This window comes from Paenibacillus agaridevorans, from assembly GCF_018604145.1.
In the GTDB taxonomy this organism is placed as follows: Bacteria; Bacillota; Bacilli; order Paenibacillales; family Paenibacillaceae; genus Pristimantibacillus; species Pristimantibacillus agaridevorans.
Map to the genome: position 1 here is coordinate 4,014,925 of NZ_CP075889.1, position 26,595 is coordinate 4,041,519.

Here is a 26,595-nt window from a genome sequence, read left to right on the forward strand (position 1 = left end):
ATTGAATCACATTTGTGGTTTAAAAACTGGCCAAGGGGGTCTATTTAGATGTTCGAGATGCTAGGCATATCCGCTCTTTCCTTTTTGCTTGTGGTCCTCATTACGCCAATACTTATTAGAGGGCTGCGCGTCTTGAATCTAACGCAGCCCATTCGTTCTGAATTACCCCCTGATCATCATGCCAAAAAAGGGACGCCATTGATGGCTGGCCTCATTCTTTTTATCGGTGTCGCAGCATCTCTCCAATTTTATCCGGAGCCACTAATGATTTTTTTGTGCGTTACGTTTCTTTTATTCAGTTCCATAGGCTTTATGGACGATCTAAAAAAGGCGGTTTGGCAAAATCCATCCGGCATTTCGGGACGAACGAAGCTTGTGCTTCAATTCGCATTTACAGCTACGCTGCTGATCGGTTTGTTCCATTCCTTTTCGCTAAAGAGTCATATATCGTTATTCGGCGGGTTTCAGCTGCATTTGCCTGTTTACATATACATATTAATCATGCTGCTATTCGTGGTTGGGTCCGCTAACGCCATTAATTTTACAGATGGACTGGACGGGTTATTGATCAATGTCGCGATACCAACTTATTTTTTCTTTTTCCTAATTTCAGACAAGCCCGAGGTCCAAATATTTGCAATCATCATGATAGGTTGTCTCCTCGGCTTGTTTCTCTACAATATATACCCTGCCAGGGCGTTTATGGGTGATACAGGCTCTCTCGCTATCGGGGGCTCACTCTCCATCCTAGCTGTAATCGAGAAGGTGGAAATATTAATCCCCATCCTGTTTTCAGTCTATTTAGCGGAACAAATATCTGTTATCCTGCAAGTCTGGTACTTTAAGCGAACGAAATTACGACTATTCAGAATGACCCCGATTCACTTCCATTTCAGTTTAAAGTACGGCTGGAGCGAAAATAAGATCGTTATGGTATTTGGTTTCATTTCCTGGGCCTCCGCCCTTTTATGCTGGTTGATTTGGAAATTTGCTCTTTGACAATGGTCAGGAATCATTACTACGATTTCATCTTTTTAACTCTTTCAATGATTTCCGAAATGGCGCTCATGCTGACCGGCTTGCTGATATAAGCATCCATGCCTTCGGAAAGATATTTTTCGCTGTCTCCTTTGATTGCGTGGGCCGTAACTGCCACAATATAAGGACTTTTCTTGCCATGTGTCATTTCAATGATTATCTTAGTGGCCGTCAATCCATCCATCGAGGGCATTTGAATATCCATAAAAATGATATCGTAAGGATAATGTTTAACGGCTTCCACCGTTTCTTTTCCGTTTTGTACGATGGTTGTTTTGTGACCGAGTTTCTCTATCATCTTTTTTAACACAAGTTGATTCACTTCATTGTCTTCTGCGATTAGAATTTTCAAGGATGGTTCGGCTGCATGATCGACAACGTCAACTTGTTGGGGCCACATATCATTTTGTGACGAGTCGGAAATATTGAATTGGGCCCGAAAGTTGGCTGTAAACAAAAATGTTGATCCTGGTTGATCTTTGGAAGCTTCGTGCCAGATTTGACCGTCCATGAGCTCAACAAGCTTTTTGCAGATCGCTAATCCTAAACCCGTTCCCACCGTTTTCCTGGTCATAAAATGATCCGCTTGATAAAAGGGTTCAAATAAATGAGCGACCTGTTCCTTCGAAACGCCAATGCCTGTATCCCGGATCGCAAATTGAAGGCGTACCGTCCCCCGCTCCTGCGACACGGCATCAACGACGATCGAAATCGATCCTTCAGGCGTGAATTTTATGGCATTGCCAAGTAAATTAATAAGAACTTGTCTTAACTTCGTACTATCTCCATAAACCAGGTTAGGAACCTTAGGGCAGACGGATGTCGTAATCTCCAGGTTTTTTTCCAGAGCCTTGGACATGACGATATAAAGCGTTTCCGATAAAATCGTTCTCACATTCAAAGGTTCTTCGATTAATTCGGTCTTGCCGGATTCAATTTTGGAGAAATCCAAAATATCGTTGATAATGGCAAGCAGCGTATCGCCGCTTTTTTTAATAATGTGTACATATTCAAGCTGCTCTTCATCCAGCTTCGTCTCCAAGAGCACATCCGTCATACCGATAACTCCGTTCATAGGCGTACGGATTTCATGACTCATCATGGCAAGAAACTCGCTTTTAGCCTTATTCGTCTTTTCAGCGGCTTCCTTCTCGATGATCAGCTTCTTTTGTTCCGTCATGTCTTTCGCTATGAGGTAAAAGCCCATGGTATGAGTCTGGATAATGATTGGAGCGAGCGTTACCAACACTTCAACGGAACGACCATCCTTGTGATCGATGAAAGTGATGTCTTTTTCAACTTTTTCGATTTCTTCATGATCGTTTAAAGCCAGAAGCAAACTGGATAATTTCTTTTCGCCGATTAATATGGACATTTTTTTGCCGATCAACTCTTCAATGAGATATCCGGTCATCTGCTGCACCATATTATTGCCATTCATAATGATGCCGTCTAATCCAAAAGAAATAATCGCATCGTGATTGTATTTTTTTAAAGACGTGTATCGTTCGATGCTTTCCTGCAGCTTTAGTTCCGCCAGCTTGTTTTTGGTTACATCGATAAATTGGGTAATGTAATACAAAGGTTTCCCGTCATGATCACGGACTAATGAAACATGTACGGAGGTCCAAACGATGTTGCCATTTTTATTAAAGTAACGATTTTCCAATTCAAACGACGGAATGACGCCATCCAATAATTCGATTAATAAATCGCTGCTGTTGCCGCTATCATCAGGATGTCGGATATCATCTATGGTAAAGGACTTAAATTCTTCTTCTTCGTAGCCGAAAATTCTGCAAACCGCAAGATTAACATTCATCCATTTTCGATCAAGAGAGATTAAAGCGATCCCAATGGGAGCATTTGTATAAATATGTTCGAATAAAGCCTGGGGATTAAATAACTTTATATCCTGCACCCACGCATCCCTCCATTTGAAATAACGCGTTAGCAGCCTCATGTTTTCACCTTGGCAGCTACTCCTATATTAACATAGTTTAAGCTGCCAATTTAATTAAGCTGGCACAAACACTCGATTCTCCAACATTGCTATAAGTTAAAAAAACGCATGAAGTCCACGCTCATACGCGAGCAGTGGTCTTCATGCGTCCAGGACCGGAGCCGTAAGAGGCCGGCAAACCGCTGGTTATTCGTGCCGCAGATGCTGCAGCGTCAAGACGAACAACTGCTCGACATGATCGTCGTCGAGCGAATAAAACACCGTCTTGCCTACCTTGCGTCGCTTGACGATGCGCATATTGCGCAGCAGCCGCAGCTGGTGCGAGACGGCGGATTGTCCCATCTCCAGCACTTGCGTCAGATCGTGTACGCACAACTCGGATTGCAGCAGCGCATGAATAATTTTTACGCGCGTCGGATCGCCGAGCGCCTTAAACAAGTCTGCCAGTTCCGACGCCGACGTATCGTCGACCAGCTTGGCCTTAACTTCAGTAATATCCGCTTCCGTGCCGGCGCATGTATCGTCGCATGCAGCCGTTGCCGTTACATTGTCCATTCGGGCATCCCACCATATCGTTCTTCGATTATGCCCCATTATACCATGAGTGCGGCCAATGTCGCACGTCGCGGTTACCTGTACGCCGGCACCAGAATTACCGACTCGCCTGCGCTTAGCGTCAGCCCGAGTTCGCGGGATGCCCTTGCCGCGACCGCAAGTTCAGGTTCAAATCCATCTTCTGTTCTTGCCGCAAGTCCCGCACCTTCATAACGGATGACATAGCTGCCGCCTTTCTCCGAACGAAGCACCGCTCTTGCAAGCGCCCCGCCGCTCCATTCCAAATCGACGACACAACCGCCTCTACCCCGCAGTCCCGATATTCTCCCATCGGGCCAAGCCTGCGGCAGCGCGGGGAGCAGCAGAATTTCTCCGCGATGCGACTGAAGCAGCATCTCCGCCAGGGCGGCCGTGCCGCCGAAGTTCGCGTCGATCTGGAATGGCGGATGATCGCCGAACAGATTAGGGTGCACCGACTTCGAGAGCAAGGCGGTCAGATGCTGGAACGCAGCCTCTCCATCGCCGAGCCTTGCCCAGAATTCGACGATCCAGGCACGACTCCAGCCCGTATGTCCTCCGCCGTTAGCCAGTCTGCGTTCCAATGTTGTACGAGCGGCCGCCGCCAGTTCGGGTTCGCCGCGCGGCGTAATTTGTTCGCCTGGGTGCAGCGCGAATAGATGCGAGATATGACGATGGCCCGGCTCCACTTCCTCATAGTCCTTCGACCATTCCATCAAGCCGCCGGCGCGGCCAATCGCCGGCTTCGGGAGCCTGACGATCGCGTCGGCAACCTCCGTCCGGAAGTCGCGCTCTTGCGTGTCGCCGCTGAAATCCAGCACATCGATCGCTTCCAGGCATGCAGTAAACAACGCATGCGCGATCTGGGAGTCCATCGACGGACCGACGCATAATCTTCCTGTCTGACCGCTCGGCAGACGGTACGTATTCTCAGGAGACAAGGACGGAGCTGTCACAAGTCTGCCGTCGGCATCTTCCACGAGGAAATCCAGCAAGAACAGCGCCGCTTCCTTAAGCGTCGGATAGGCCCGCTCGCGCAGGAACGTCTCGTCCATGTTATAGCGGTAATGCTCCCATAGATGCAGCGCGAGCCAAGCCCCGCCCATTGGCCAAATAACGGCTGGCATGTGTAAGCCGATAACATTCGTCTCGGCCCACAAGTCGGTCGCATGATGTGCCGTGAAACCTCTTGCGCCATAAATCTCCTTGGCCGTGACGCTTCCTCTCTCCCTCAGTCGATCCAGCAAGTCGAATACGGGCTCGTGGCATTCCGCCAGATTGCAGCTCTCGGCCGGCCAATAATTCATCTGAAGATTGATATTCAGATGATAATCGCTTTCCCATGGAGGCGTATGACTGTCATTCCAGACTCCTTGCAGATTGGCGGGAAGCGATCCCCGTCTTGAGCTTGCGATAAGCAAATAGCGGCCGTATTGATAGAAAAGCGCGAGCAAGCCGGGATCGGCGCCTCCTTCCCGGAATCTTGCTAGCCGCTCGTTCGTCGGCAGCCTCTCCGCTTCCTCTTCTGCGCCCAGCTCCAGCGATACCCGCCCGAACAGCTCGCCGTAATCCCGGATATGATCGCGGCGTATGTCCTCATAACCTTTGTTTGCTGCCGCGTCCAGCACACTCATACAGGCGCCAACGGGATCCGCGCAGCGGAACGTTGTGGCAGCAGCGATATACAGCGTCGCCGCATCCGCGCTGTTCACGGAGAGAAAATCTCCTATAACGGAAGCTTCTCCTCCCTCTGCAACGACTCGTGCCGCCATGCCATACCGGACGCCATTCGGACCGCATTGCCCGGTCATATAGACCGTTGGCGACTGCTCCAGTCTCCCGGCTTCGCCTTCGAACGGCCTGCGAATGAGATTGGCGTCGAACGTTAATGCGCCCGGCGTCCCGGCTGTCAGACGAATGGCAATAACGCCATCTACATGACTGGCCAGCACTTCCCTTCGATAATCGCAGCCTTCCAGCTCGTAACCGACGGTAACGATTCCTTGATCCAAGTCAAGCTCTCTTGCGTACTCGCTTGTCTCGCTAATCGGAGAATGGAAGCTGAGCTTGAGATCTCCCAATGTCTGATAAGGCGCGATATGCTTCGGCGTTGACGTTAGCGACAGCCTGGCCTTCCGCTCCGCCTCATCCAGCTTTCCTTCGAATAGCAGCCCCCGAATCTCGGCGAGCGCCTTCCCCGCTTCCGGATTAGCCCGCTCCATAGGGCCGCCGTACCATAACGAATCCTCGTTAAGCTGAATGCGCTCTTCGCGAACGCCGCCGAATACCATTGCCCCAAGCTTGCCTGATCCGATCGGAAGCGCCTCTATCCATTCGCGGGCAGGCTTGATATACCATAATCGATTACGTGTCGTCGACAAGTCCAACATCTCCTCGTTTTGTGATTCCTCTCATTATATAAACTTTGCGAATGGACAAGGAGTGTTTTTACAGGACTTTGACGGGTAAATTATTGACTTTTATAATGATAGTATCAGGAAGGACAGAAGGAGGGGCGGAGATGTTTACATTAAAAGAGAAAATATACCTGCTCAAGCTGCTGCAAACGCAGAAACGCAAATCATGGCTGGGAATCGGGCGGAAGGATCCCGTGCACGACAGGCTGGTGGAGAAGCTCGAGCAGATGGTCCGCAACGAGCAGGTCAATAAGGAGCATCTGTAAGCCGGCTGCAACCTGCAAACCAGATCATCCGCGACATGTAGCCAAAGTCAGTTAGTCAGTCACAAGAAGGGACAAATAGAATCATGACAGGGAAGACTCATCTCATCATCGGGGCGGCCATTGGCGCCCTCGCGGTTGTCGTACATTCGCCGGACATGGAGGATAGCCTCCTGTATATCGGCGTCGCGGCATTTTCCGCCTTGGCCCCGGATCTTGACGGTCCCAGCATGCTTAGCAGCAAGCTGACCAAACTAAGCAAACGAATTCGGGAGCTCGCCCTATGGGGCGGCATCCTGTATCTGGCGATTACGGCCTACTTGTATTTCAGCGGTCAACCGTTGTCTCCCATCTGGGCGGGAGGCAGCATCGCCGCTATTTTGGCCGGTCTTGTTATGAAGCAAGGTGCGATACGTAATGCCCTTGTCAGCGCCGTCGGCCTTTATTTGATCTATCATGGTTACATCCATGGAATGATATGGTTGATCGGATTGGGCGCCTTCGTCGTATGGGCGCCATGGCTCAAACATCGCGGGATGACGCATACCGTCTGGATGCTGCCCGTCTGGTTGTGGTTAGGCTGGGGATTGGAGGAGCAACTGAAAGCGCCCGGACTTGGCATAACCGCCATGCTGGGTTACCTCTCCCATCTCGTAGCCGACACTCTGACGCCAAGCGGCGTCAAATGGCTGTCCCCGCTGGTCAAGAAGTCGTTCAAGTTCCGTTGGTAATAAAGCTGCAGGCAAGCCCCGGTTCAAACCCGTCTTACAAAAGACGCGCTTGAACCGGGGCTTTTTAGTTTGATCGGATGGTTTATGACGTTCTCTGCAAATCTCTCTTTTCGGAGGTTGTCATGTCTCCGCCATTGCTTTCGTAGAATAGTAGTAGGAAGCCGCAATAGTTCAAATCGTTTTGGAGGGATTGCAATGAAAATTACGTCCGGAGGATTCGAGGTCGTCTATCACGGCAGGGTATTCGCCTATGAAATGAATCCGATCGAAATCGTGTTGTCGGAGGAAAACGATCCGCTTGCGTTTGTTTTTTGCATCGAATACATACAGGAGCAGGATGATTTTACAACCGATATCCGACTCGTGAAATACAATGAGGTACGAATTACATGCGTCAACTTCCCGAGAGGCAAGCCGATCGGAAGCTCGGACATGATTCATCTCGGCATTTTAAACAATCGAAAGCTTTCGCTGCGCTATGAGATTACCGTTAATTCCGATGCTTCTTCCTGGGCGCTGACCTTTACGTTTTATGCGGGCGAGGGGGTTCCTGCCCATGAATAAACTCGAAATCCAGGACCCCAAAGTCGCCAGCAAAATCATAGCGGCAAATGCGGAAAACGAGAAACGCAAAGCGGAACTCGGTTTTCTCGGCAAATTTTTCGGATCGGGCGACAATGTTCGCCTGTATATCGTAGGCACGATCGCATTATTTGTCCTTCTCATTGCGCTCGTCTATACGCTGACGCCGGAAACCTACCGTTCCCCCGGCTTCGGCTTAAAGGAGATGTGGACGTTAGTCGTGCTTCCCGTCGAATCAACCATAATCGGCTATTTGATCGGATCGCGATCGAAGGATAACGGCGGTTAGAGGGAGCGACTGACATCTATTATGGACGCGAGCAACATGATTAGCTCAACCCCGCTGAATCCAAGACAGAAAGAATTGCCTTTACCGCTTCTGCCCTTGTAGTTAATTCGTTCGGTTTAAACCGATTATTGCCTCTTCCTTGCAACAATCCCGCACTTACAGCAGCAGCAATAGATGGTTCTGCCCATTCCGCCATTTCTTTCGAATCGTTAAACGCATGATGGTGAACATCACTCGTATCCAGCTTTAATGTTCTGGCCATAATAACCGCTAATTCGCTTCGTGTAATGTCTCTTGTTGGCCGGAAGGTCTCGTCAGGATAGCCGTTTATAATCTCCCTTTCTACCAACGCCGAAACACCCGTATGAGCCCAATCATGAATAAGATTTTGATCTTTGAACATGGCTGGGTTTCCTTTAGGAGATAGTTCCATCGCTCTTGCTGTCATCACAGCAAACTCCGCCCGTGTGACCGGCCGGTTCGGGCGAAAGGTCCGATCTGGATATCCATTCACAAAACCTAACTCCAACGCACGTATAATATATTCCTCCGCCCAATGCCCGGCAATATCCTTTAATTGAATTTGAATCTGCGGTTTAATTTTAAAATCAACTTTTTTGCTAACATCGAATGAACTAGCATCCTGATCTCTAGTTATCAATTTTACTTTTGAAAGTTCAACTATGATCGTTGTATCTACATTTTTCTTGCTGATCACATCGAATTGAATTCCCGCTAGATCGAGATTCCCGCTATCTCCTTGCTGCCTCCCTGTTTTCGTGCCAAATACGAGTAATTTTCCCGGTTCCTTGTCAAAGAGTTTATGAAAAGATGCCGAACTGAATGAACTGGCTGACTTATTAAAGCGCAAATGCTCCGCAGGATAATGAATGGTTAATTCGTATCCATAGACAAGTTTGGCATCTTGTGCAGAGACTGATAGCTCGATGGTATCTCCGGGTTTCGCCTCAACGGTCTGACTAGTAATTTCAAATGTGGTATCACTTGCTGCTGCTTGTAGTTGTTTTGATGGTTGCAAGATTGATACTGCGATGAAACTAATGAGTAAAACAGCTATCATCGCAAATCGCGAATGTTTCATCCTCTGTCATCCTTTCTTCACCATAAAGAATCGAAAGGGGGCAAGCCCCCTTTCGTTATCCAACATGGTACATCTTCTCTAGGTTTAACTAAATGTGCAATCGCCTAAATCCATCATTGTTTATCCAGTATTAATCTAGCGACGAAGACAAGATCTTCAAGACCAATTTCTCCATCGTTATTGAAGTCCAGATGTTTCACTTGATTCCATTCAGGAGCATGTTCCGCTACTCTATATGCGTCAACGACCTTCACTAAGTCTCCGATAGTGAACTTGCCGTCTTCGTTCAGATCGCCTGGTTGTGCAACATGAACCGCTTTGCTGAAGATACTCAGCGCTTGCTTCAATGCTGTAATTGCTGCCTCCAACTCAGCCTCTGTTAATTTCACATTATCCGCTGCGGCTTGTGCTTGTTGTAATGCATGTTGCAGTGCCGCTTTTGCTTCAGCTGGATATTGACCCGGCAAGCTTCCCACTTGAGCCTTCTCCAAGACTTGTTCCACTTCTGCAATTAATGTGTTCAGAGCTGTTATATCAACCTTCACGCCTTGAATCTCTACTTTATATTCTGTGCCGGCACCGTAGATTTCTTCATCCGGCACATTGGCAAGCTGCAATTCCGTTACTTTAATCGATGCAGCAGCATTTTCTGCAGTTGGCGCGATCGCTTTAAAGCGAAGCTTCACAAGTTTTTCGTTGGATAGTTCAGTATTCTTCGAGACATCTACGGCGATAAATGTTAGTTCTCCCTCACCAAGCACATGTTCAACAATGATGAATCCTTCTTTCTCGCTTGGTTCAACGAAGCCTTCAAATTGTAATTGAGCAGGATCGAATTCTAACGTTGCCATCTGACCTTGATATAACTTCGTCCCTTTGGAAAGACCATAGGTCAGCTCAAAGCTTTCTCCGGCTTGAACTTGTTTCGGACCTGACAATACAGCTTGATCCACTTGATCCGACTCCCCTACCCATTGCATCGTCCGGAATTTGCTTGGCGCTTTCCCGTCGCCGATCCCGCCTCCCCATTCGATATAGCCTCTTCTTAGATTACCGTCGTTTTCATTAACCAGCAGCGAAAAGCTCATGACCCCGCTTTTGGTTTGGACAGGCGCCAATTCGGACCAGGGAAGCGCCAATTCATACGTCGTCAGCTTCCCTTCTTCGTCTCGGCTCACCTGAACCTGCCCGTTTGTGACCAAACCTTTTGTAACGTCTGCCGGCGAAATCCAGCGATAAATTTGAGGGCCTGCCGAGGTTTGCGAAATACCGTATTCATAATATCTCGTATCCTCCCCGGGCAGCCCATTCGAAATCGCAAATTGGATACTATCGTTGTTCCACATATTCACATCGGTTGCCGGATACGCATGGATGTCATCTTTGATTTTCGCTGTCAAATAAAAATGATCTTTGTCATAGTTCAGCCATATCGCACCGCTTAAATCGTCGGCCCCTTTATGGCCGCTTACTTTCACGTTCCCCTTGGAAAGATCGATGGTCGGCGGTTCAACCACGACAAGCGGGTCGGGGATTCCATCTATGTTAACCGTTTTCATGTAAATCGCATTAAACTGGATGACTCCGGCATAGGTGTAAGTTTTGTTATTCCCGTGTCGAACGGTTACGTTCGACTGGTAGTCTTTCCCTAAATCTATGTTTGGCAGCGCGATTTCGAAGACCCCTGTCGTGTCCGGCTGAACGATTGCGTTCAGGTCCTGCTTCCCCGTTAACGTTCCAAGCTGCCAATCCACCTCTTGAACAGGCAGTGCGTTTACCTTCGAGTGATTTTGGATCTGTACGTTGATTGATTGGCTTAGCGGCTCGGTACCGTTAATAACCGGACGAATTTCAATGGTCTCGGATGGATTAACCGCAGCCGTGTACTGCAATAGTCCGACCGATAGTCCGCCAGCCTTCAATACTCCTTTTACGATCCGGCTTCCAGGGGCATCCATTCCGCCGACGACGACCGTCTGCTGGCTTTTTTGGCCGGGTGCGGCTTGTAGTGCGTATGACTGTTGTTTTTCGGTCTCAAACGTAAAGTCAAGCGCTTCAGCCGTCTGATTGTTCAGCTCGACCTGCAGCGTCACCGGTTCGCCGGCTACTGCTCTCTCGCTGGAGAGGGTGAACGTGGCATCCTTTTCAATCCCTTTGATATCACCCTTTATATAAAGGGGCTCTCCGGTCAGGGCAACGTATATTTTGCCTTCGGTAGGCGTAAACGTTTGCGCATTTCCCATCATGTCCGTAATTTGAACCGGTTGATCCGTCCGGATAACAGCCGATTCAGGGGCAAGAGACCACACGACTCTATGATTCTCTCCGTCCTTGGCAAATAAATAGCTTTTCAGGTTCGGCTCAAGCGGCTCTTCACGGACGAATTGGGCGCCGGTAAGCTCTCGCGTCATCGCCGCATAAGCCGCGTAAGCGGGTTTTGGGGTAAATGCGCCAAGCGGGTCGGCCGCATTTCGGAGTATGCCGAAGTTGTCTTCGTTATAGTCTTTGCGCAGCCCGTCGTTCACCATATCATACCAATATAGTTTTTCGACGCCGCTGGAAAGCGCCACCACATGATAGCGGACCAAATAGTTCGCCTGCGTAATTTCATCGACCCCGTTCGTGGAATGGAAGGTCGGATATCCGAATTCCGTTAACCAGATCGGCTTCGTTTCGCCGTTATTGTATTTGCGCATCAAGTCCCTGATTTTCTCGAGCGATTCGCTCAATACTTCCGGCGCATTCGGGTAATAGTAAGGATGCAGCGTAACGGCATCCAAATACTGCAGCCCGCCTAGCTTGAATACTTCCTCGATCCAGCTTACGGCCTTATCGGAAGCGACCATGCCATAGACCGGAAATTCGGGATGCTCGGCTTTGACCGTCTCGTACGTCTTTTTCAAAAGTTTAAAATAATAATCGGGCTGGGAATTCGCCGGGCTGTTGCCTCTTTTGCCGAATCCGCCATGGAATTCATTGTAAGCTTCCATCGCAATCAGCTGGTCTTTATAGTGATCGACATACGCTTCCGCGTAATTCGCGAAACCTTGCCGGCCTTCGTCCGTATACGGCGTACCGTTATTGTCGTAGAACGGGTTGTTGTAAGCGGCGACAAGCACCATCCCGAGGTCGTGATCTTTCAGTTCAGCCATATAATTGTCCGGTACGGGACTGAACGTATACACCCCTTTGGTTTTCTCGATGTTATTCCATTCGATCCCGTCCCTGACGGATTTAGCGCCTGCCTTTTGAATGATAGGAATCGTACTTTTTTGCCCGCGGTGCAAATGGGTAGCCATTCCAAACGGAGAATCCGCCACTGCATGGAAGTCATAAGGTGACAGAACCGCGAATGAAGTCTCTAGTTGTACAGGCTGCAGGCCTGCCGATTCCACGGTCGCCTGGAGTTTGAAGTAGCCACGTTTGGAAAAGGGAACATTTACGATTGCCGCCCCCTTGTCGGTTTGTCCGGTTCCTTTGGAGACTTCGGCTCCTTGCATATCGTACACGGTCCATGATACGCTCGGCCGAAGCGTATCAATCTTGAATTGGATCGGTTCGTTATCGATAAAAACGTTGCCGATTTCCATCTGCTTAAGCTCCGTCTTCGGAACCGTAACCGTAACGAACGGGCCGTCGCTGCTCCAAGCATTCTGGCTGTTCCCGGCTTCAATTTTGAAGGTGTACGTTCGGCCGATATCCGCATCCTGAATCGGATAATGCCACGAGTTTCCGGGTACCGTTGCTACGAGTTTCCCGTTCTGATAGATTCGGTAACCCTGTACACCTGAAGGAGCTGCAGAATCAGACCAGCTCAAATCTAGCCCCGTCTCGTTTAATTGCATTAGCTTTACCTCGCTGTCGGATGGCCACTGCGGAGCGGATCCGTTGACACGTGCGCCCGACAGGGACAAGTACGGTTGATTCGCCACATTCTCTTTACTGTTGATATGGATCAGCGCGCCGGCCTTGGCATCCTGGGTAAACCCGAAGCTGGCAGTCTGGTCGAGCTCCAGCTGTCTCTTTACAAAAGAAGTAACATCCACTTTGATCCATTTCCATTCCACGCTTACGTTCACATTCGCCAAGTAATGATTCATGGCTGGCTTATCGTTCCAAGTGGTCATAAACTCGGACCATGAATCATCCTCGACTCCGTACACTTGGAACGCCAAAGGGCTTCCGTTTGCGTTGTTTACCGCAGCATACACGTTCAGTATTGCGGTTCCTAGCTCGCTGGTATATGTACTCAGGTCGAATTTCATGTAGGATTCACGGGTATAATTCGGATCGCCGCTCCATGTTCTCACTTGCAGCAGTTGCTCTCCGCCATAATTTAGATTGGCGGACGATCCCGCATTCAAATAAGTATCCGCAGAAGCCGGAACTTGAACGCTATCCGTCCCCTGGGCATGAACGAAAGCTCTCCCGTCAATGCAGAAAGTAAACAAGAATGCCGTAAGAACCCAAACCAGGAAAGTGCGGAAAAACGACCTCTTCTGATGCGTGGTCATGATTATTCACTCCTTTTACAGTTTTTTTGATTCAAAACATTTCCGTTCAATCACTTTAATTTGATAACGCTTCCATATAATTGCGAACCTCCATGATCTCCCTCCCTACGTGATCAACAGATTGTTTGTCTTGCATGTTTATTATATAAAAGAGGCCCCTTCGATCCGTAACAGAATCATCAGGGGGTTATAGTACGATTCTCACTTCTTTGTATGCGGTTCCAAGCGCCTTTTGTAAGGAAGTCGAGTCGTGCCGGTGCCAGAATCCCTCGCAACATACATCGGGTTCATTCATCACCATAAAAAAACGGCAAAAGCAGTTTCGCTCTTGCCGGGTTATCCAAAAGTTAAACTAACACAATTGCAGAACTTGCCCCGGCTTCACTTCCACGATGTCTCCATCCGCGCTGAACCACACGGACATAGCCGAAGGATTATGCACCCACTGACCAGAAACCGAAAAACGCAAATCACGAAGCGCATTCCGGTACAGAACCACTTCGATGTTGGTCGCATACCAGACTTCCGATCGACCGCCAACCATTTCGCAGAACCGTTCCAGCTGATCCCAGTTTTGCTGATTGTGAAATTCGTAGCTGTGCCCCCATACATACAGCAGCGACATAGCGGGATGCCGTATCTGGTTGTCCATAAAGCGTTGACCGCATTCCAACATATCGCGATGATGACAGGTAGGAGACCACGCCCAAAAGTCGTCAGGCATATCAAATCTTCCGTGGCTGTTAGTCGTCCTAGCGTATTCGATGCCCAAAACAGGAAGCATGGAGGCAATTTGTATATTCCAGTCTCCATGTGGATACGACATGCCTTTCACGGGGTAGGTCGCCAGCAGTTCCAACTCGCGGCGATCCTGCTGGATTTCATCCACGATTCTGTCCATTGGACATCTGGTCAGAAACGGATGCGTCGCCGTATGGCCGGATATTTCGTGACCAGCATATAGCTCCCTCGCCTCCAAGCGGTCAATATAACCTAGCTTTCCGAGCAAACCGGAATTGAGATGGAACGTCCCGCGGATTCCATAACGATTTATAATTTCAATGAATTGCCGATCATGCTCCCTTCCGTCATCGTAGCTAAGCGTTACCGCTTTTTTCTTCCCCTCCGGATAACAATCAAATTGAATTTTCATATGAACCCTCCGAGCCGTCAGCCTTTGATCGAACCTAGCATAATTCCTTTCACGAAGTACTTTTGCAACCACGGATACACCAATATGATAGGACCTATCGAGATCAGCGCAATTGCCGAACGTACATTGTTCATAGCCAACTTAGCTTGATTCGTATTATTGTCAAACATCAAATCATTACTGACATCGCTGACGGACATCAGCATTTCCCGCATAATTACCTGTATGACGGTCAAATTCCGGTCACGTATGTAAATCATGGCGTCAAACCAGGCATTCCAATGCTCGACAGCCGCCCACAATGAAATAGTCGCCAGCACGGGAGTGGAAACCGGAAGTATAATTTTAAACAAAAGCGTCATATAACCTGCTCCGTCCATATGCGCGGATTCCTCGAGCGCCACGTCCAGCGACATGAAATAATTCCGCATAATGATAATGCTGAATACGGCAACGGCTCCTGGCAGAATAAGCACTAGAAAATGATCGAGCAGCCCCAAGCTTCTTATAATCAAATAAGTCGGTATCAAACCGCCCCCGAAAAACATTGGAATGATGAAATACGTCGTCATGGTTCCGCGGAAGGGCAGTTCTTTCTTGGACAGCGGATAAGCTACCAAAATCGTAAATAATACTTCCAGCGCCGTTCCGAATATGGTTCGCAGTATAGAGTTCATATAGGGACGCATGATTTCTCCGGAAGAAAACAAAAATCGATACGCCTCATTCGACCAGCTCTGCGGCCAAAGATGAAAACCTAACGTTGTAGCTTCCCTTCCATCGGAAAAGGACAACAAAAAAACTTGCCAGAATGGATAAAGGATTAACAGAGCAAACACAACCATAAACGCACCGTTAAACAGATCGAACCACCAACCGGAATGAAGCTTGAATCGCTTTCCCCCTTTTCCAAGCTGCGTTTGTCTCATCTCACCACACCCCATAGTCGTTGTATTTCCGCACAATTTGATTTACCGTGACAAGCAGTACGATTCCCACCACATTTTTAAACAATCCGACCGCAGCGGAGTAGTCCATCCTGAATTCCACGAGGCCTGAACGGTAAACATAAGTATCGATAATATCCCCAACCTCGTACACGAGCGGACTGTACATGTTAAGAATTTGGTCGAAGCCTCCCGACAGGATGTGGCCCAGTCGAAGCAGAAATAATATGGTGATTACCGGTATGAGCGCAGGCAGTGTAATATAAATCATTTTGTGGAAACGGTTTGCTCCATCCGATTCGGCCGCTTCGTAAATGTCCGGAGAAATAGACGTGATCGAAGCCAAATAAATGATAGAAGCCCATCCGACCTCCTTCCAGATATCTGAAATGAGCAAAATCGGTATAAAAAACACTTTGCTGGATAAAAAGTTGATCGGAGTTCCGCCGAATAAGGTGATGATGTAATTAACAACCCCCCGTTCGGGCGAAAATACTTCCACAACCATCCCGGCAATAATGACCCAGGACATAAAATGCGGAAAATATGAAATGCTCTGTACCGTCCGTTTGAATCTCGTTTTTGTAATTTCATTGATCAGCAAAGCGAATATGATTGGGAACGTAAAGCCTACAAGTAGCCGCAATACACTAATGATGAGCGTATTGCGCAATGCTCGCAAAAAAACGAAATCCTGGAACATGCTTTTAAAATGTCCAAACTGGTTCCACGGGCTATCCCAAATGCCGATTCCGGGCTTGAAATCCTTGAATGCAATGATGATGCCATATAGCGGAGCGTAATGAAATATGGCCAGACTCAAGAAGGGCAGCAGCAAAAAGAGATACAGCATTTTCATTCGTTTCATACGTCTCCAGACCTGAGCTCTGGTTGTATTAACTTTAATCAAGGGCGTCGCCTCGGCCGAATTGTTCAAGATATACCGCCTCTCTAACCGCTGGGGGATTCGCTCATGCGCCCTCCCCCGCAGCTCTTGTTCGTGTCAATCGCAATCGATTGTCAGTTTTTGCGCAAATCAGCTACCTTAGGCGCTTTTTCCAATTCGGCGAGAAGTTCGCTTCCGCCGCTGTTAAGCCATTTTGTCACATAGGAATCCCAGTTGGAATCCACATCAACTTCTCCGGTAATGGATTTAAACAGAAATTCATCCGTTATCGTTTTCAGTTGCGCGCCGTAGGTCGTGTTTAAGTCGTTGTACTTGGTTTCATTAAAGTAATCCCATTTGTAAGGGCGGTATGCCATATTCCTGCCTTCATCGGCGCCAAAAAACATTTCCGTTAATTTCGACACGCCCTCATTCGCGTAATAGGCCGCAACGTCCCCGTGCTGAATGGATAGATTATAATAACCGATTCCGTGCTTCTCGCGATCGGCTTCCGCACTCTCAATCGGAATTACAGCCGAACGGTATGCCTCTCCTTCCCATGTGTAATCTATGCCTTCTTCGCCGAATTGCGAAAGCATAAGTCCTTCTTGATCGAAATTGATATAGTCGAAAATCTGCAAGATCCGAGCCAGCTTCTCGTCGGTGACATCTTTTTTAATGACCATCGCGTAGCCAAAGCCATCAACAGGCGTATACGCGGCGGAACCTTGCTGCCCCTCAAAGCCGATAGGAGGCGGAGTAAACAGAAACTTCGCATTGGAGTCATTTTGCACAAGATTTCCGGGAGGACGATTGAATGTAAAAGGCATCAGACCGGCCGCTTGAATTTGCACTTGCGCAGCGCCGTATTTCCCGGCTGCGAATTTCTCCCAGCTTTTTGCGCGGTTGAGCGTGGTGAATTCCGGATCGATCAGCCCTTGTTGATATAACTGAGCCAGATATTTCAGAAATTTTTTGTAGTTATCGCTGATTGCATACCCCGTTACCTTCCCGTTTTCTTCCAGATTATAGTCCCAGCCAAAGCCGAAGGCGCCCGCCACCGTGTTTAATGCCCAAGAGGCGTCGCTATTGTTCATCAATAAGCCGTGAGTATCCTTTTTTCCGTTGTCGTCAGGATCGTCTTGGACGAATTGTTCGAACATCTTCAGTTCCTCATCCAGTGTAAATGACTCCTTCGAGAAAAAAATGCGTTCAAGTCCGCCGGAAGTGCCTAAAGGAACGAGTTCTCCCTTGGGTTCGATCCCGAGCTTTTCCATCCAATCCAGACGGTACACCTGACCCCAGATAAGATTATCCCATTCTTCCTTGTAACCGGTGAGGGCGTAAAATTCTCCGTCCTTCCCATCAATTTGGTTCACTTTCCACCCCGTCGGCTGACTGTCCAGCATTTTAGCGTAATTAGGGGCGTGCTCCTCAATCATAGCTTTAGGAATGCTGCGAGTGGCAGCGTCTTCATAAAGCTTCACAGGGGTAGCCATGAAGGCGATATCCGGCAATTCGCCGGAAGCCACCATCAAATTTCGCTGTTCATTGTTGTTGGCGTCAATCTTCCGGTTTAACAGCTTGACATTAAATTTCTGTTCAATCATTTGCTGCACCTTGTTGTTATCTTCGACCTTGCCTCTGGCCCCTTGGCCCATCCAGCTAATTTCAAGCGTTTTGGGAGCCTCCGTATTCTGAGCAGGCGCAGTAGAGTCCGCAGGTTTTACTTCGTTCGTGACATTATTTCCCGAGCATGCTGAAGCTCCAAAAACCGCGAATGCCAATAGTGCTGCCATTCCAACCTTTTTTATTGCCATATTCATCCCCCATATTGCTCATATTTGGCTTGCAAGTTCATTATATAAAAGGAACCCCCGAGATACGTAACAGTATCATCAGGGGTTCATAATACGATTTTCAGTTATATTTATGCGATTCCGGCGAAGCTTCCCCGCGAATGGGCAGACGAAGCTTCACGATCGTTCCCGAGTCGCTGCTTTCAATCCGCAAGCCGAATTTCTCTCCAAAGTGGAGCTTGATTCTGCTGTTCACATTGTAAAGGCCTACCCTCCGATGATCTCTTCTGTTTAAATTCCGGCGAATTTCCTCCAGATTTCCAGATTCGATGCCGGGTCCATTATCTCGAACGGCGATTTCCAAATCATCTTCCATTCTTTGCGAGCTGATCACAATTGCAACCTGATTATTTTTCGGAAAGCTATACTGTATAGCATTCTCGATAATCGGCTGAAGGATCATCTTATTGACCCTCTGAGAATGGAGAGAACCATCTGTATCCCAAACGATATTAATTTTGTCATAGTACCTGTAATTCATAATTTTGACATAGGATTTTGTATAAGCGATCTCCTCGCCAAGCGTTGTTAGCGGACTTTCTTTCCCCATTGCGTACCGAAACAACCGGCTCAGCAACCCAATCATATCAACCGCAAGCTTTCGCTCGTCTTTTTCGATCATGTACATAATATTATCCAGCGTATTATAGAGGAAATGAGGGGTGATTTGCGCCTGCAGCGCCTCTATATGCAATTCCTTCTTCTCAAATTCCAGAGTCATTTTCTCTTGATTGGCTGTAAGCGTATCCTGCACCAGCTGATGAATCCGCTCCAACATCGCGTTAAACGAAATACGCAGCTGATCGACCTCGTCAATGGTATAGGCAGATTCGTCAGTCAATTGCTTAACGGTATCCAGTTCGATGTTTAGATACCGATTTTGCAAGGATGCGAGCGGTCTCACCAAATACTGGGACATGAAATAAGAAAAAAACAATGTCAGAAGAAAAAGAATGACCAGCAAATAGATATCATCGAAAAAAAGGCGGATCACTTGATCCTGTATGGCCGAAGCATCATATTGGGCAACAAGATACCAAGGCAAAGAATCGACCTTCGCAACATAATAGACCGCATTGCCCTCCCGGAACGTATTCACCGCTTCGCCTTCCGGCTGAAACGGCAAATCTATCTTTTGACCCGCTTTCTCCGCGTCAAGATGAGATAAGATGAGACCGTTCCCATCCACGATAAAAGCTTCGCTGCCGCTTCCCTTCAAATCGACATATAGATTCGTAAAGTAAACGCCGTCTATATCTACTTTCAAATATCCGAGCGTACGGGCATCGCTATGAATATCTACGATTCCGATTCCCAAGCTGATAGTAGAAGATGCCGAGCCCGGCGGCAGCCAATAAAACAAATTTTTGCGGTTTGCGCGCATTTGATCGAAAAACGCCGGATCGATTTGGGTCGCATGCTTGAAGCGATTGCTGTAAATCAATGTATTTTCCACCCCGTAGATGCCAAGGGCATCCTCGCTCAGCGTCGGGAAGCTGCTGTCGAATATAAGCTGGTCCATATCTCGCTGCCGCTCTTTGCTAGGCTGAAACACGTAAGATACCACGAAGGCATCGTACGCCAAACGGGCCATTGCGGTTTCTTTTTGATTGGCGAACAGCTCGACCCGGCGGGCGGTCTTGTCAAACAACATTTTAAAGGTTTCTTCCAGCTCATGGCCAATAATTTTCGATGAATTTACATAAAAAACCGTCACAAACAGAAATACGGGAAGCAGAATGGTTAGTAGAAAATAAATGAAAAAACGGTCTCTCATTGTCAACCTTCTACGTTTGTCCCGCTCCTCCCCTGACGGGTCCCATCTGGTATGAAGCGAGCGATGTCGTCCGATCCATTTGACCAGGCTGTGCAAAGGAAACATAGCTTTGTCGCTGATTAATTGAGAGAGATACAAAGCCAGTATGGCGCTGACTCCAAGCGTAACGAATGAATATATAGCGAGGGAGCGGAGCTGTTTCCGATGAAACCCGTTCTCCTCAACGTTCAAGGCAACGTGAAGGCCGTTAAACCCGATGTCGCGATAAAAACGGCCGCGCTCTGCGAAATCGGATGCGGCCTTGCTTCCTTTATACAACACCTCTTCATAGGCATCAAATACAGCCAACGATTTACTGTACGGGAGAATATGTTGAAATGCATCGAAGTTCAGATTCATCTTCAAGACGCCAAGCGTTCCGTCCGGACCAACGATCGGACACAAAAAGTAACTGGACCCGTTCCAGTCCTCAAGAAGGCGATGCAGCGCTTTATCCTTGATATTCGAGGACTTCAGACCAAGCGCTTCATAAGTCCGATTTCTGGTTATAAACTGTATCCCGTTACTGAAGGGCGCTAAAGGCAACTGATAACCTTGAAAATAATAAGAGGTATATTCCGTTTTTGAACTATACTGCTCATCTTCCGTCCATACCGTTATGCTGTCTATCAATTCATTCCCTTTATTGAGATTGAATAGGGAGGACTCCAGATTTTGCGACAATACGACTTCCTCGTAAGAAGTAGTCTGCTTCTGGCGAAGTCTGTCCAGTGTATGGATGAACGTCGAGGTATGGCGTAAGCTGTCCATCGTCTGATAGATATCTTCGAATTGCTTGCGCATATCCTTTACGGTCTGATTCATCTGCATCGATTGCATCAAATCGGATTTTTCTTCAATATACCTTTCCGTTTTCAAATAAATCATGCATCCGATACAGAGTGTCAGAACGGTTACAACCGAAAGGGAAAACAGCATCAAAAACCGGTTTAGCTTCAATTTTTCCCGTCTCATTCTCAGCCCTCTCTGCATGAGTAGACCAATCCGCCAGATTCCCTGTAGGTTTGTGGAGTTACGCCGCACAGACGTTTGAACATTTTGTTATAATACGAGAAGTTCCCGAAACCGACAAGCAACGAAATTTCGAACACTCTATGTTCGGTATAAAGCAGCAATTTTTTCGATTCATTAATTCTAACCTCATTCAAATAGTCGATGAAGTTTTTCCCCGTTTCCCGCTTGAACACGGAGCTGAAATAATTCGCGTTGACATACAGTCGTTCCGAAACGTCTCTTAGCCTGATCTGTTCGGAATAATGATCCGCTATATATTTCTTTGCGTGAGTGACATAAGCATTGCGATCTCCAGAATCGTCGATTTCACTTTGATAGCAAAGGGGAGGTGTTTGCCCCCCCTCTTCTTTAATGTCCTTGGCTATGCCTTGGAACAGCTCAAGAAATTCATCGCGAATGACTGGCTTTAGCAAATAACCCTTCACTCCGAAACGAATCGCTTCCTTCGCATAATTGAAATCATCGTAGGCGCTCATCAGAGCAACCTTTATTTTTGGAAATTCGCCTTTCAACCGTTGAGCCAGCTCCAAACCTGTCATATTTGGCATCAATATATCGGTCAAAATGACATCGGGAGGACATGCGCGTACTTTTTCCAGAGCCGCTTCACCGTTGGAAGCGCATTCAATTACTTCAAATCCAATCTCTTGCCACGGCATGTTATTCTTGATTCTCTCACGAATAAATTCCTCATCGTCAGCGATCAAAACTTTGAACATAGGATCCCCTCTGTTATTCAATCTCTACCATAAGCAAGAGCAGAAAGTTATCTCTATTATCATAACATATCCCGGTTAAGCAGAGCAGATATGATTGATCCGGCTTCTACGCTGCGTCACGACAGGAGTTGATCTTATTTGCCCGATAGTTCCTTCCCTTCCATTATAGCAGCCTTCAAATCCATGCCGGTCCTTTGAAATGGCGGGTCGCCCGATTCGTGAAACGCAGGATCTTCTACTTGCATATATGTGATGACGGCTTTTCCGGATCTTGTGAACATGCAATTCAGATTAGTGAATTCATAAGGACCTTCTGCAATATTGCCTATTTTTGACCATGTTGCACCGCCATCCTTGGACAACGCCGCACTTAGAGGCGTTCTCCTGCCAAAGTGATGCTTGCCCGGTTCGTACAGGCTATCGTTCCATAACAAAAGAAGTGCATTCGTACCGGGAATGGCCCGTAGACAAGTACACGATTCGGGGGCTTTCAAACCGCATGCCTCAGGCAGACTCCATCTGTTTCCGCCGTCGCTGGACATGCTGATAAACACCGACCCTAATTGTGACCGGAGCGACATCACAAGCCAGCCGTCCATTCGTTCTGCGATAGATGCTTCCATTGCGCCGCGCATAGGCAGATCCACAGTATCTTTTGAATGTGACCATGTTAGTCCTTCGTCATCGCTAAAGAAGCAACCAACCGTATTATGCTGATCTCCTTGGTGTCCATTGCCGAAGTGGTAAGGCAGCAGCAAACGGCCTCCTGATAACAAATTCATGTGATTTGCTCCGCCTTGCAGCCACTGGCCGCTCGTTCGTTTCCATATATGCGACCGAAACTCCCATGATTCTCCGCCATCACGCGAAATATAGACTTCCATCGTTGAGCTAGAACCGCCCTGATGACCTCTAAGACAATGAAGCAAAAGTTCGCCGCCGGGAAGCATGCAAAGGCCTGGAGCCTGTACGTTGTTGTCTTCCGGATTATTATCTATCAGTAATCTCTCGCGTTCCCATGTTAATCCGCCATCATAAGACGATTTGGCATAAATACGGCACAAATCAAAATCGCTTCCATCCGATCCTTCGTACTTATGCCATACTGCCAATAGAGAACCGTCTCTCATTTCAATGACGGAAGCTGTATCATTTCTTGGATTATTTGCTGAAGCTGCTGCAATCGTCGCATATTCTATTGATGCAAACAAAGCTGCCTCCCCTTTCTTACACCTTTTTTCTTTGATAACTATCATTATAAGAAAAAAATCATGAAGCTCGATAACAGAATCATCAGATATTAATAACACAATTCTTATGGAATCATTGCAAAAGGTTTACTTGACTTTCCAATAGCAGTATTATGTATAAAAAATATAAACAGGATATCCAGGAGGCGCAACCGCATGTACCCGGAATACTTGTTTGAATATCCAAATATGAGCTCTACCTTCCCTATATACGTCAAACGTAAGCTCCAGAGGAAAACCCCAGCACACCGTCATGACTTTGTTGAACTGACCTTGGTTGTATCCGGCAAAGGAACGGAAACTATTAATGGAGAAGCGCATGATATGCTGCCAGGCACATTGGTATTGCTGCTTCCTTATCAGGTTCACGAGATCGTATCCGATCCAAACCATCCGCTGGATTTATATATTTGCAATTTTGCGCTGGACATATTTTCTGAGCTGGACGACAAGGAATTGGTTCTGCACGAATATGTGATGAGAAACCACATGAACGAGCGGAGAGCATTTGTGCAGCTTCAGGACTCCCTCTTCGAAGAGATGCAGCTGTGCTTCTCCGACCTTCTCAAAGAGTATGAAAACGACCATCCGTTTAAAACAATGATGCTAAAAGCTCATTTAATGAGAACTATAGCCCAATATGCCCGAAGCAATCTTTCAGAAATACCTTCTTCATCCTCGCGAAGCTTGAAATGCGTGACCAATGCCCGCAGCATTTGGTCTATTATTAACTATATCCACAAGCATTATCAGGAGACGCTCACGCTAGGCAGCTTGTCCGAACAATTCCGCCTCCCCCCATCCACTCTTAGTGAAATGTTTATTCAACAATATGGCATTCATTTCACGGATATCCTCCATGAGCTGCGAGTGCGGCACGCTTGTTCACTATTGCGTACGACTGACATGCCGATTGCTGACGTGTCCGAGGAATCGGGATTTGGATCTTATTCCAGCTTTGTTCGCGTATTTCAAAATACCAAAGGCTTATCGCCCAGGGAATACCGGGCACACACCACGTTAATAGGCTTGCCTTCCATAAATTGAACCAGATTATATACGGCCGTATCCATCAAGCGCCCTCTGGCTTCTTTGGTTGCCCAAGCCATATGCGGTGTAATCATGCAATGCTTGGCTTTGAACAGAGGATTATCTTCGGAAGGCGGCTCAGAAGACAATACATCCAAAGCTGCCCCGGCTATCCAATCATGATTGAGCGCATATGCTAAATGCTCTTCATTTACAAGTTTTCCACGCGCTGTATTAATGAGAAAAGCGGTTCGCTTCATTGTCGACAAGGTATCTTTATTGATAAACCCTTCGTTATTTGCCGTAAGCGGACAGTGGAGGCTGATCACATCAGAACATTGAAGCAGTTCATCCATTTCTACCCATTTCAAATTTGGAATGTTGGTTTTATGACGGCTATTGCCCAAACGGCTCAAGGCCACTATATTCATTCCGAGAGCGCTCGCGATGTGTGCCGCTTGCAAGCCAATTCGTCCTGCTCCGACCACACCAAATGTTTTGCCCGCCAGCTCTATTAAAGGATTGTTCCAATAACTCCAATCTTTACTCCTTGACCAATCGCCCTGACGAACGGATTGCTCATGATGACCAATGCGGTGACAGAGCTCCATCATTAATGCGATTGTAAATTGGGCTACGGAATTTGTACCATAAGTCGGAATGTTCGTAACGATAATTCCTTTCTGAGCCGCTGATATTGTGTCAACCACATCATATCCTGTAGCAAGCACACCGATGTACTTCAAATCTGGCAGTTGATTAAGCGCTTCTGCATTCAAGGATGTTTTATTAGTCATTAAAACCCGTGCACCTTGAGCTCGCTCGATAATTTTATCTTTAGGTGTCCGTTCGTAAACGGTTAGTTCACCTAGCTTCTCCAACTGTCCCCAGCTTAGATCCCCAGGATTTAATGTAAATCCATCCAATACGACAACCTTCAACCCGCTTCCCCCTTAAACAACAAGCCATGAATTTCACTATTTAGCCTCCGCTGCCTCTGCTAGCTTTTAATGAGACTATTAGATTGCAAAACTTCATTTTGATCGTAAAATAACTTTATCTTCTGTTGCTCTTCTGTTGTAAGCTGTTTTAAAGGCTGGCGGATATAGGGACATTTAATAATTCCTTGCAAAAATAAAACATATTTTTCATACGACAGCACATCATATTTGATCAACTCTGCGATGATCTCATTAGCTTTAGCCTGAAGATTCTTCACAGACTGCCAGTCAGCTTTTCCTGCATAATCAAACAATTCTACGAATAGGCTTGCCATAATATTAAATGTGCTGCCAATGGCCCCATCAGCCCCGCTCAGTGCGCCGCCTGCATAAATTTCGTCATGACCATTGAAAATCAAGAAGTTCTCTCCGCATATCGAACGAATCTGCTGCATTTCAAACAAGTTAAGCGAGGTGAATTTTACTCCTAAGCAATTAGGATGCTTACCCATCGTTTCGTAGAAATCCATTGTCAAATTCACACCTGTCGCGCCAGGGAAATGATAAATAATCATAGGCAGCTCGGTGGAGGCCATTATCGCTTCATAATGCTCCTGAATTTCTTTCATCGAAAGCTTATAGTAAAACGGTACAACTGCAGAAATAGCGTCTACTCCGATTTTTTCTGCATGTTTTGCCAGGCGAATCGACTCGCTGGTACTGATACAGCCAACATGGGAAATGATCGTAAGCTGTCCTGCATTAGCATTTACAACCTCTTCCAACACCTGCATGCGTTCCTCGGCGGTTAGGATAAATCCTTCCCCTGTGCTTCCACCGACATAGAATCCTTTCACGCCTAAACTGATCTGATGCTTTACAAGATTTTTTAATGATGCAATATCTATTGCTCCATCTGCGTGCATTGGCGTAATCAATGCGGTAAAAATTCCTTTAAATTTATTTAGATCATAATTAGTCATCTTATAATCATCACCTTTATTTGGGTTAGACTAGCAAAGCTTTATTAATTTTAATGACAACCCGTTTAGTAGTTGTTCCACCTTCTTGACTGCAAGCAGGACGATGGAGATCTCTAGGAAAATAAACCACAAACATGCCTGGCATTAAATGAATATTCATTTCATTCTCAACTGTTTCATAAAGTGCATAATCTTTTGTTTCCAGTTCATTCTCAATAGCTTTATTCTTCTCTGATTGTTTAGCTACCCTATGAATTTCTTCCCCTGTTAAAACCATCTGTACATCAATATATTTAGCATGATGCTCCGATTTTCGTTCCTCGGGAACTACTGTTTTAGCTTCCTGCACCATAACATACATGTCATCTCCCCGCAGATCGTAGCGGCCAAGCTCCATGTTTAGTAAATCTGTAGTTTTCAAATAAGTGATAGCCTCCTGCAATATGGGGGCATAGGCCTGCTTCTCTTGTTCCCATGAATTCAAATCACTAATGATCATGTTTTT

21 protein-coding genes are annotated in these 26,595 nt (G+C 47.1%); 6 read left to right on the plus strand and 15 right to left on the minus strand.

Annotated elements, in window-relative coordinates; genetic code table 11:
- Window positions 1–48 precede the first annotated feature (48 nt).
- On the plus strand, window positions 49–999 hold the full coding sequence (mraY, locus tag KJW29_RS16975; protein ID WP_214630655.1) for a phospho-N-acetylmuramoyl-pentapeptide-transferase: 951 nt from the start codon (window positions 49–51) through the stop codon (window positions 997–999).
- Between the two features lie 19 nt (window positions 1,000–1,018).
- On the opposite strand, the gene KJW29_RS16980 is transcribed toward mraY, so the two are convergent.
- From KJW29_RS16980 to KJW29_RS16990, 3 genes are all read right to left on the minus strand, one after another.
- Window positions 1,019–2,959 carry a PAS domain S-box protein gene (locus KJW29_RS16980; protein ID WP_214630656.1) on the minus strand — a complete coding sequence of 647 codons (1,941 nt, stop codon included), beginning with the start codon at window positions 2,957–2,959 and terminating at the stop codon, window positions 1,019–1,021.
- A gap of 228 nt (window positions 2,960–3,187) precedes the next feature.
- A complete protein-coding gene (locus tag KJW29_RS16985) occupies window positions 3,188–3,556 on the minus strand; it encodes an ArsR/SmtB family transcription factor (RefSeq protein ID WP_214630657.1) in 369 nt (122 codons plus the stop codon).
- A 74-nt stretch (window positions 3,557–3,630) separates the two neighbouring features.
- Window positions 3,631–5,964, minus strand: a complete 2,334-nt coding sequence (locus tag KJW29_RS16990) for a glycoside hydrolase family 95 protein (RefSeq protein WP_214630658.1) — start codon at window positions 5,962–5,964, stop codon at window positions 3,631–3,633.
- A gap of 131 nt (window positions 5,965–6,095) precedes the next feature.
- Here KJW29_RS16990 and KJW29_RS16995 point away from each other — a divergent pair, with 131 nt between their 5' ends.
- The 4 genes from KJW29_RS16995 (at window position 6,096) to KJW29_RS17010 (ending at window position 7,856) form a co-directional block, all read left to right on the plus strand.
- On the plus strand, window positions 6,096–6,257 hold the full coding sequence (locus KJW29_RS16995; RefSeq protein ID WP_179215307.1) for a hypothetical protein: 162 nt from the start codon (window positions 6,096–6,098) through the stop codon (window positions 6,255–6,257).
- Window positions 6,258–6,340: 83 nt separating this feature from the next.
- A complete protein-coding gene (locus KJW29_RS17000; protein WP_214630659.1) occupies window positions 6,341–6,985 on the plus strand; it encodes a metal-dependent hydrolase in 645 nt (214 codons plus the stop codon).
- 195 nt (window positions 6,986–7,180) lie between these two features.
- The gene (locus tag KJW29_RS17005; protein ID WP_087566041.1) at window positions 7,181–7,549 is read left to right on the plus strand and encodes a DUF6864 domain-containing function; all 369 of its coding nucleotides are present in this window, start codon (window positions 7,181–7,183) and stop codon (window positions 7,547–7,549) included.
- Window positions 7,542–7,856 carry a hypothetical protein gene (locus KJW29_RS17010; protein WP_214630660.1) on the plus strand — a complete coding sequence of 105 codons (315 nt, stop codon included), beginning with the start codon at window positions 7,542–7,544 and terminating at the stop codon, window positions 7,854–7,856. The genes KJW29_RS17005 and KJW29_RS17010 overlap by 8 nt, the downstream gene beginning before the upstream one ends.
- A 40-nt stretch (window positions 7,857–7,896) precedes the next feature.
- Here KJW29_RS17010 and KJW29_RS17015 read toward each other — a convergent pair whose 3' ends face one another.
- The 9 genes from KJW29_RS17015 to KJW29_RS17055 form a co-directional block, all read right to left on the minus strand.
- Entirely contained in the window at window positions 7,897–8,958 is a 1,062-nt protein-coding gene (locus tag KJW29_RS17015) for an S-layer homology domain-containing protein (protein ID WP_214630661.1), read from the minus strand.
- Window positions 8,959–9,071: 113 nt separating this feature from the next.
- Window positions 9,072–13,472, minus strand: coding sequence for a CBM96 family carbohydrate-binding protein (locus KJW29_RS17020; RefSeq protein WP_214630662.1), 4,401 nt, complete (start codon window positions 13,470–13,472; stop codon window positions 9,072–9,074).
- Window positions 13,473–13,824: 352 nt separating this feature from the next.
- Entirely contained in the window at window positions 13,825–14,625 is an 801-nt protein-coding gene (locus KJW29_RS17025) for a polysaccharide deacetylase family protein (protein WP_214630663.1), read from the minus strand.
- Window positions 14,626–14,642: 17 nt separating this feature from the next.
- Window positions 14,643–15,554, minus strand: coding sequence for a carbohydrate ABC transporter permease (locus tag KJW29_RS17030; protein WP_214630664.1), 912 nt, complete (start codon window positions 15,552–15,554; stop codon window positions 14,643–14,645).
- A gap of 1 nt (window position 15,555) precedes the next feature.
- Window positions 15,556–16,431: an ABC transporter permease gene (locus tag KJW29_RS17035; RefSeq protein WP_246608755.1), complete on the minus strand. Its 876-nt coding sequence runs from the start codon at window positions 16,429–16,431 to the stop codon at window positions 15,556–15,558.
- A gap of 161 nt (window positions 16,432–16,592) precedes the next feature.
- Window positions 16,593–18,278, minus strand: a complete 1,686-nt coding sequence (locus KJW29_RS17040; protein WP_214630666.1) for a type 2 periplasmic-binding domain-containing protein — start codon at window positions 18,276–18,278, stop codon at window positions 16,593–16,595.
- A gap of 100 nt (window positions 18,279–18,378) precedes the next feature.
- Entirely contained in the window at window positions 18,379–21,108 is a 2,730-nt protein-coding gene (locus KJW29_RS17045) for a sensor histidine kinase (RefSeq protein WP_214630667.1), read from the minus strand.
- A 2-nt stretch (window positions 21,109–21,110) separates the two neighbouring features.
- A complete protein-coding gene (locus KJW29_RS17050; protein WP_214630668.1) occupies window positions 21,111–21,887 on the minus strand; it encodes a response regulator transcription factor in 777 nt (258 codons plus the stop codon).
- A 134-nt stretch (window positions 21,888–22,021) separates the two neighbouring features.
- Complete coding sequence (locus KJW29_RS17055; RefSeq protein WP_214630669.1) at window positions 22,022–23,098, minus strand: sialidase family protein; 1,077 nt, start codon at window positions 23,096–23,098, stop codon at window positions 22,022–22,024.
- Between the two features lie 195 nt (window positions 23,099–23,293).
- Here KJW29_RS17055 and KJW29_RS17060 point away from each other — a divergent pair, with 195 nt between their 5' ends.
- Window positions 23,294–24,184 carry an AraC family transcriptional regulator gene (locus tag KJW29_RS17060; protein ID WP_214630670.1) on the plus strand — a complete coding sequence of 297 codons (891 nt, stop codon included), beginning with the start codon at window positions 23,294–23,296 and terminating at the stop codon, window positions 24,182–24,184.
- Here the strand turns inward: KJW29_RS17060 and KJW29_RS17065 are convergent.
- The 3 genes from KJW29_RS17065 to KJW29_RS17075 are packed head-to-tail and all read right to left on the minus strand — an operon-like array spanning window position 24,109 to window position 26,589.
- Window positions 24,109–25,107, minus strand: coding sequence for a D-2-hydroxyacid dehydrogenase (locus KJW29_RS17065; RefSeq protein WP_214630671.1), 999 nt, complete (start codon window positions 25,105–25,107; stop codon window positions 24,109–24,111). The genes KJW29_RS17060 and KJW29_RS17065 overlap by 76 nt on opposite strands.
- Before the next feature lie 59 nt (window positions 25,108–25,166).
- Complete coding sequence (locus KJW29_RS17070; protein ID WP_214630672.1) at window positions 25,167–26,090, minus strand: N-acetylneuraminate lyase; 924 nt, start codon at window positions 26,088–26,090, stop codon at window positions 25,167–25,169.
- A 25-nt stretch (window positions 26,091–26,115) separates the two neighbouring features.
- On the minus strand, window positions 26,116–26,589 hold the full coding sequence (locus KJW29_RS17075; protein ID WP_214630673.1) for a NanQ anomerase/TabA/YiaL family protein: 474 nt from the start codon (window positions 26,587–26,589) through the stop codon (window positions 26,116–26,118).
- Window positions 26,590–26,595 lie beyond the last annotated feature (6 nt).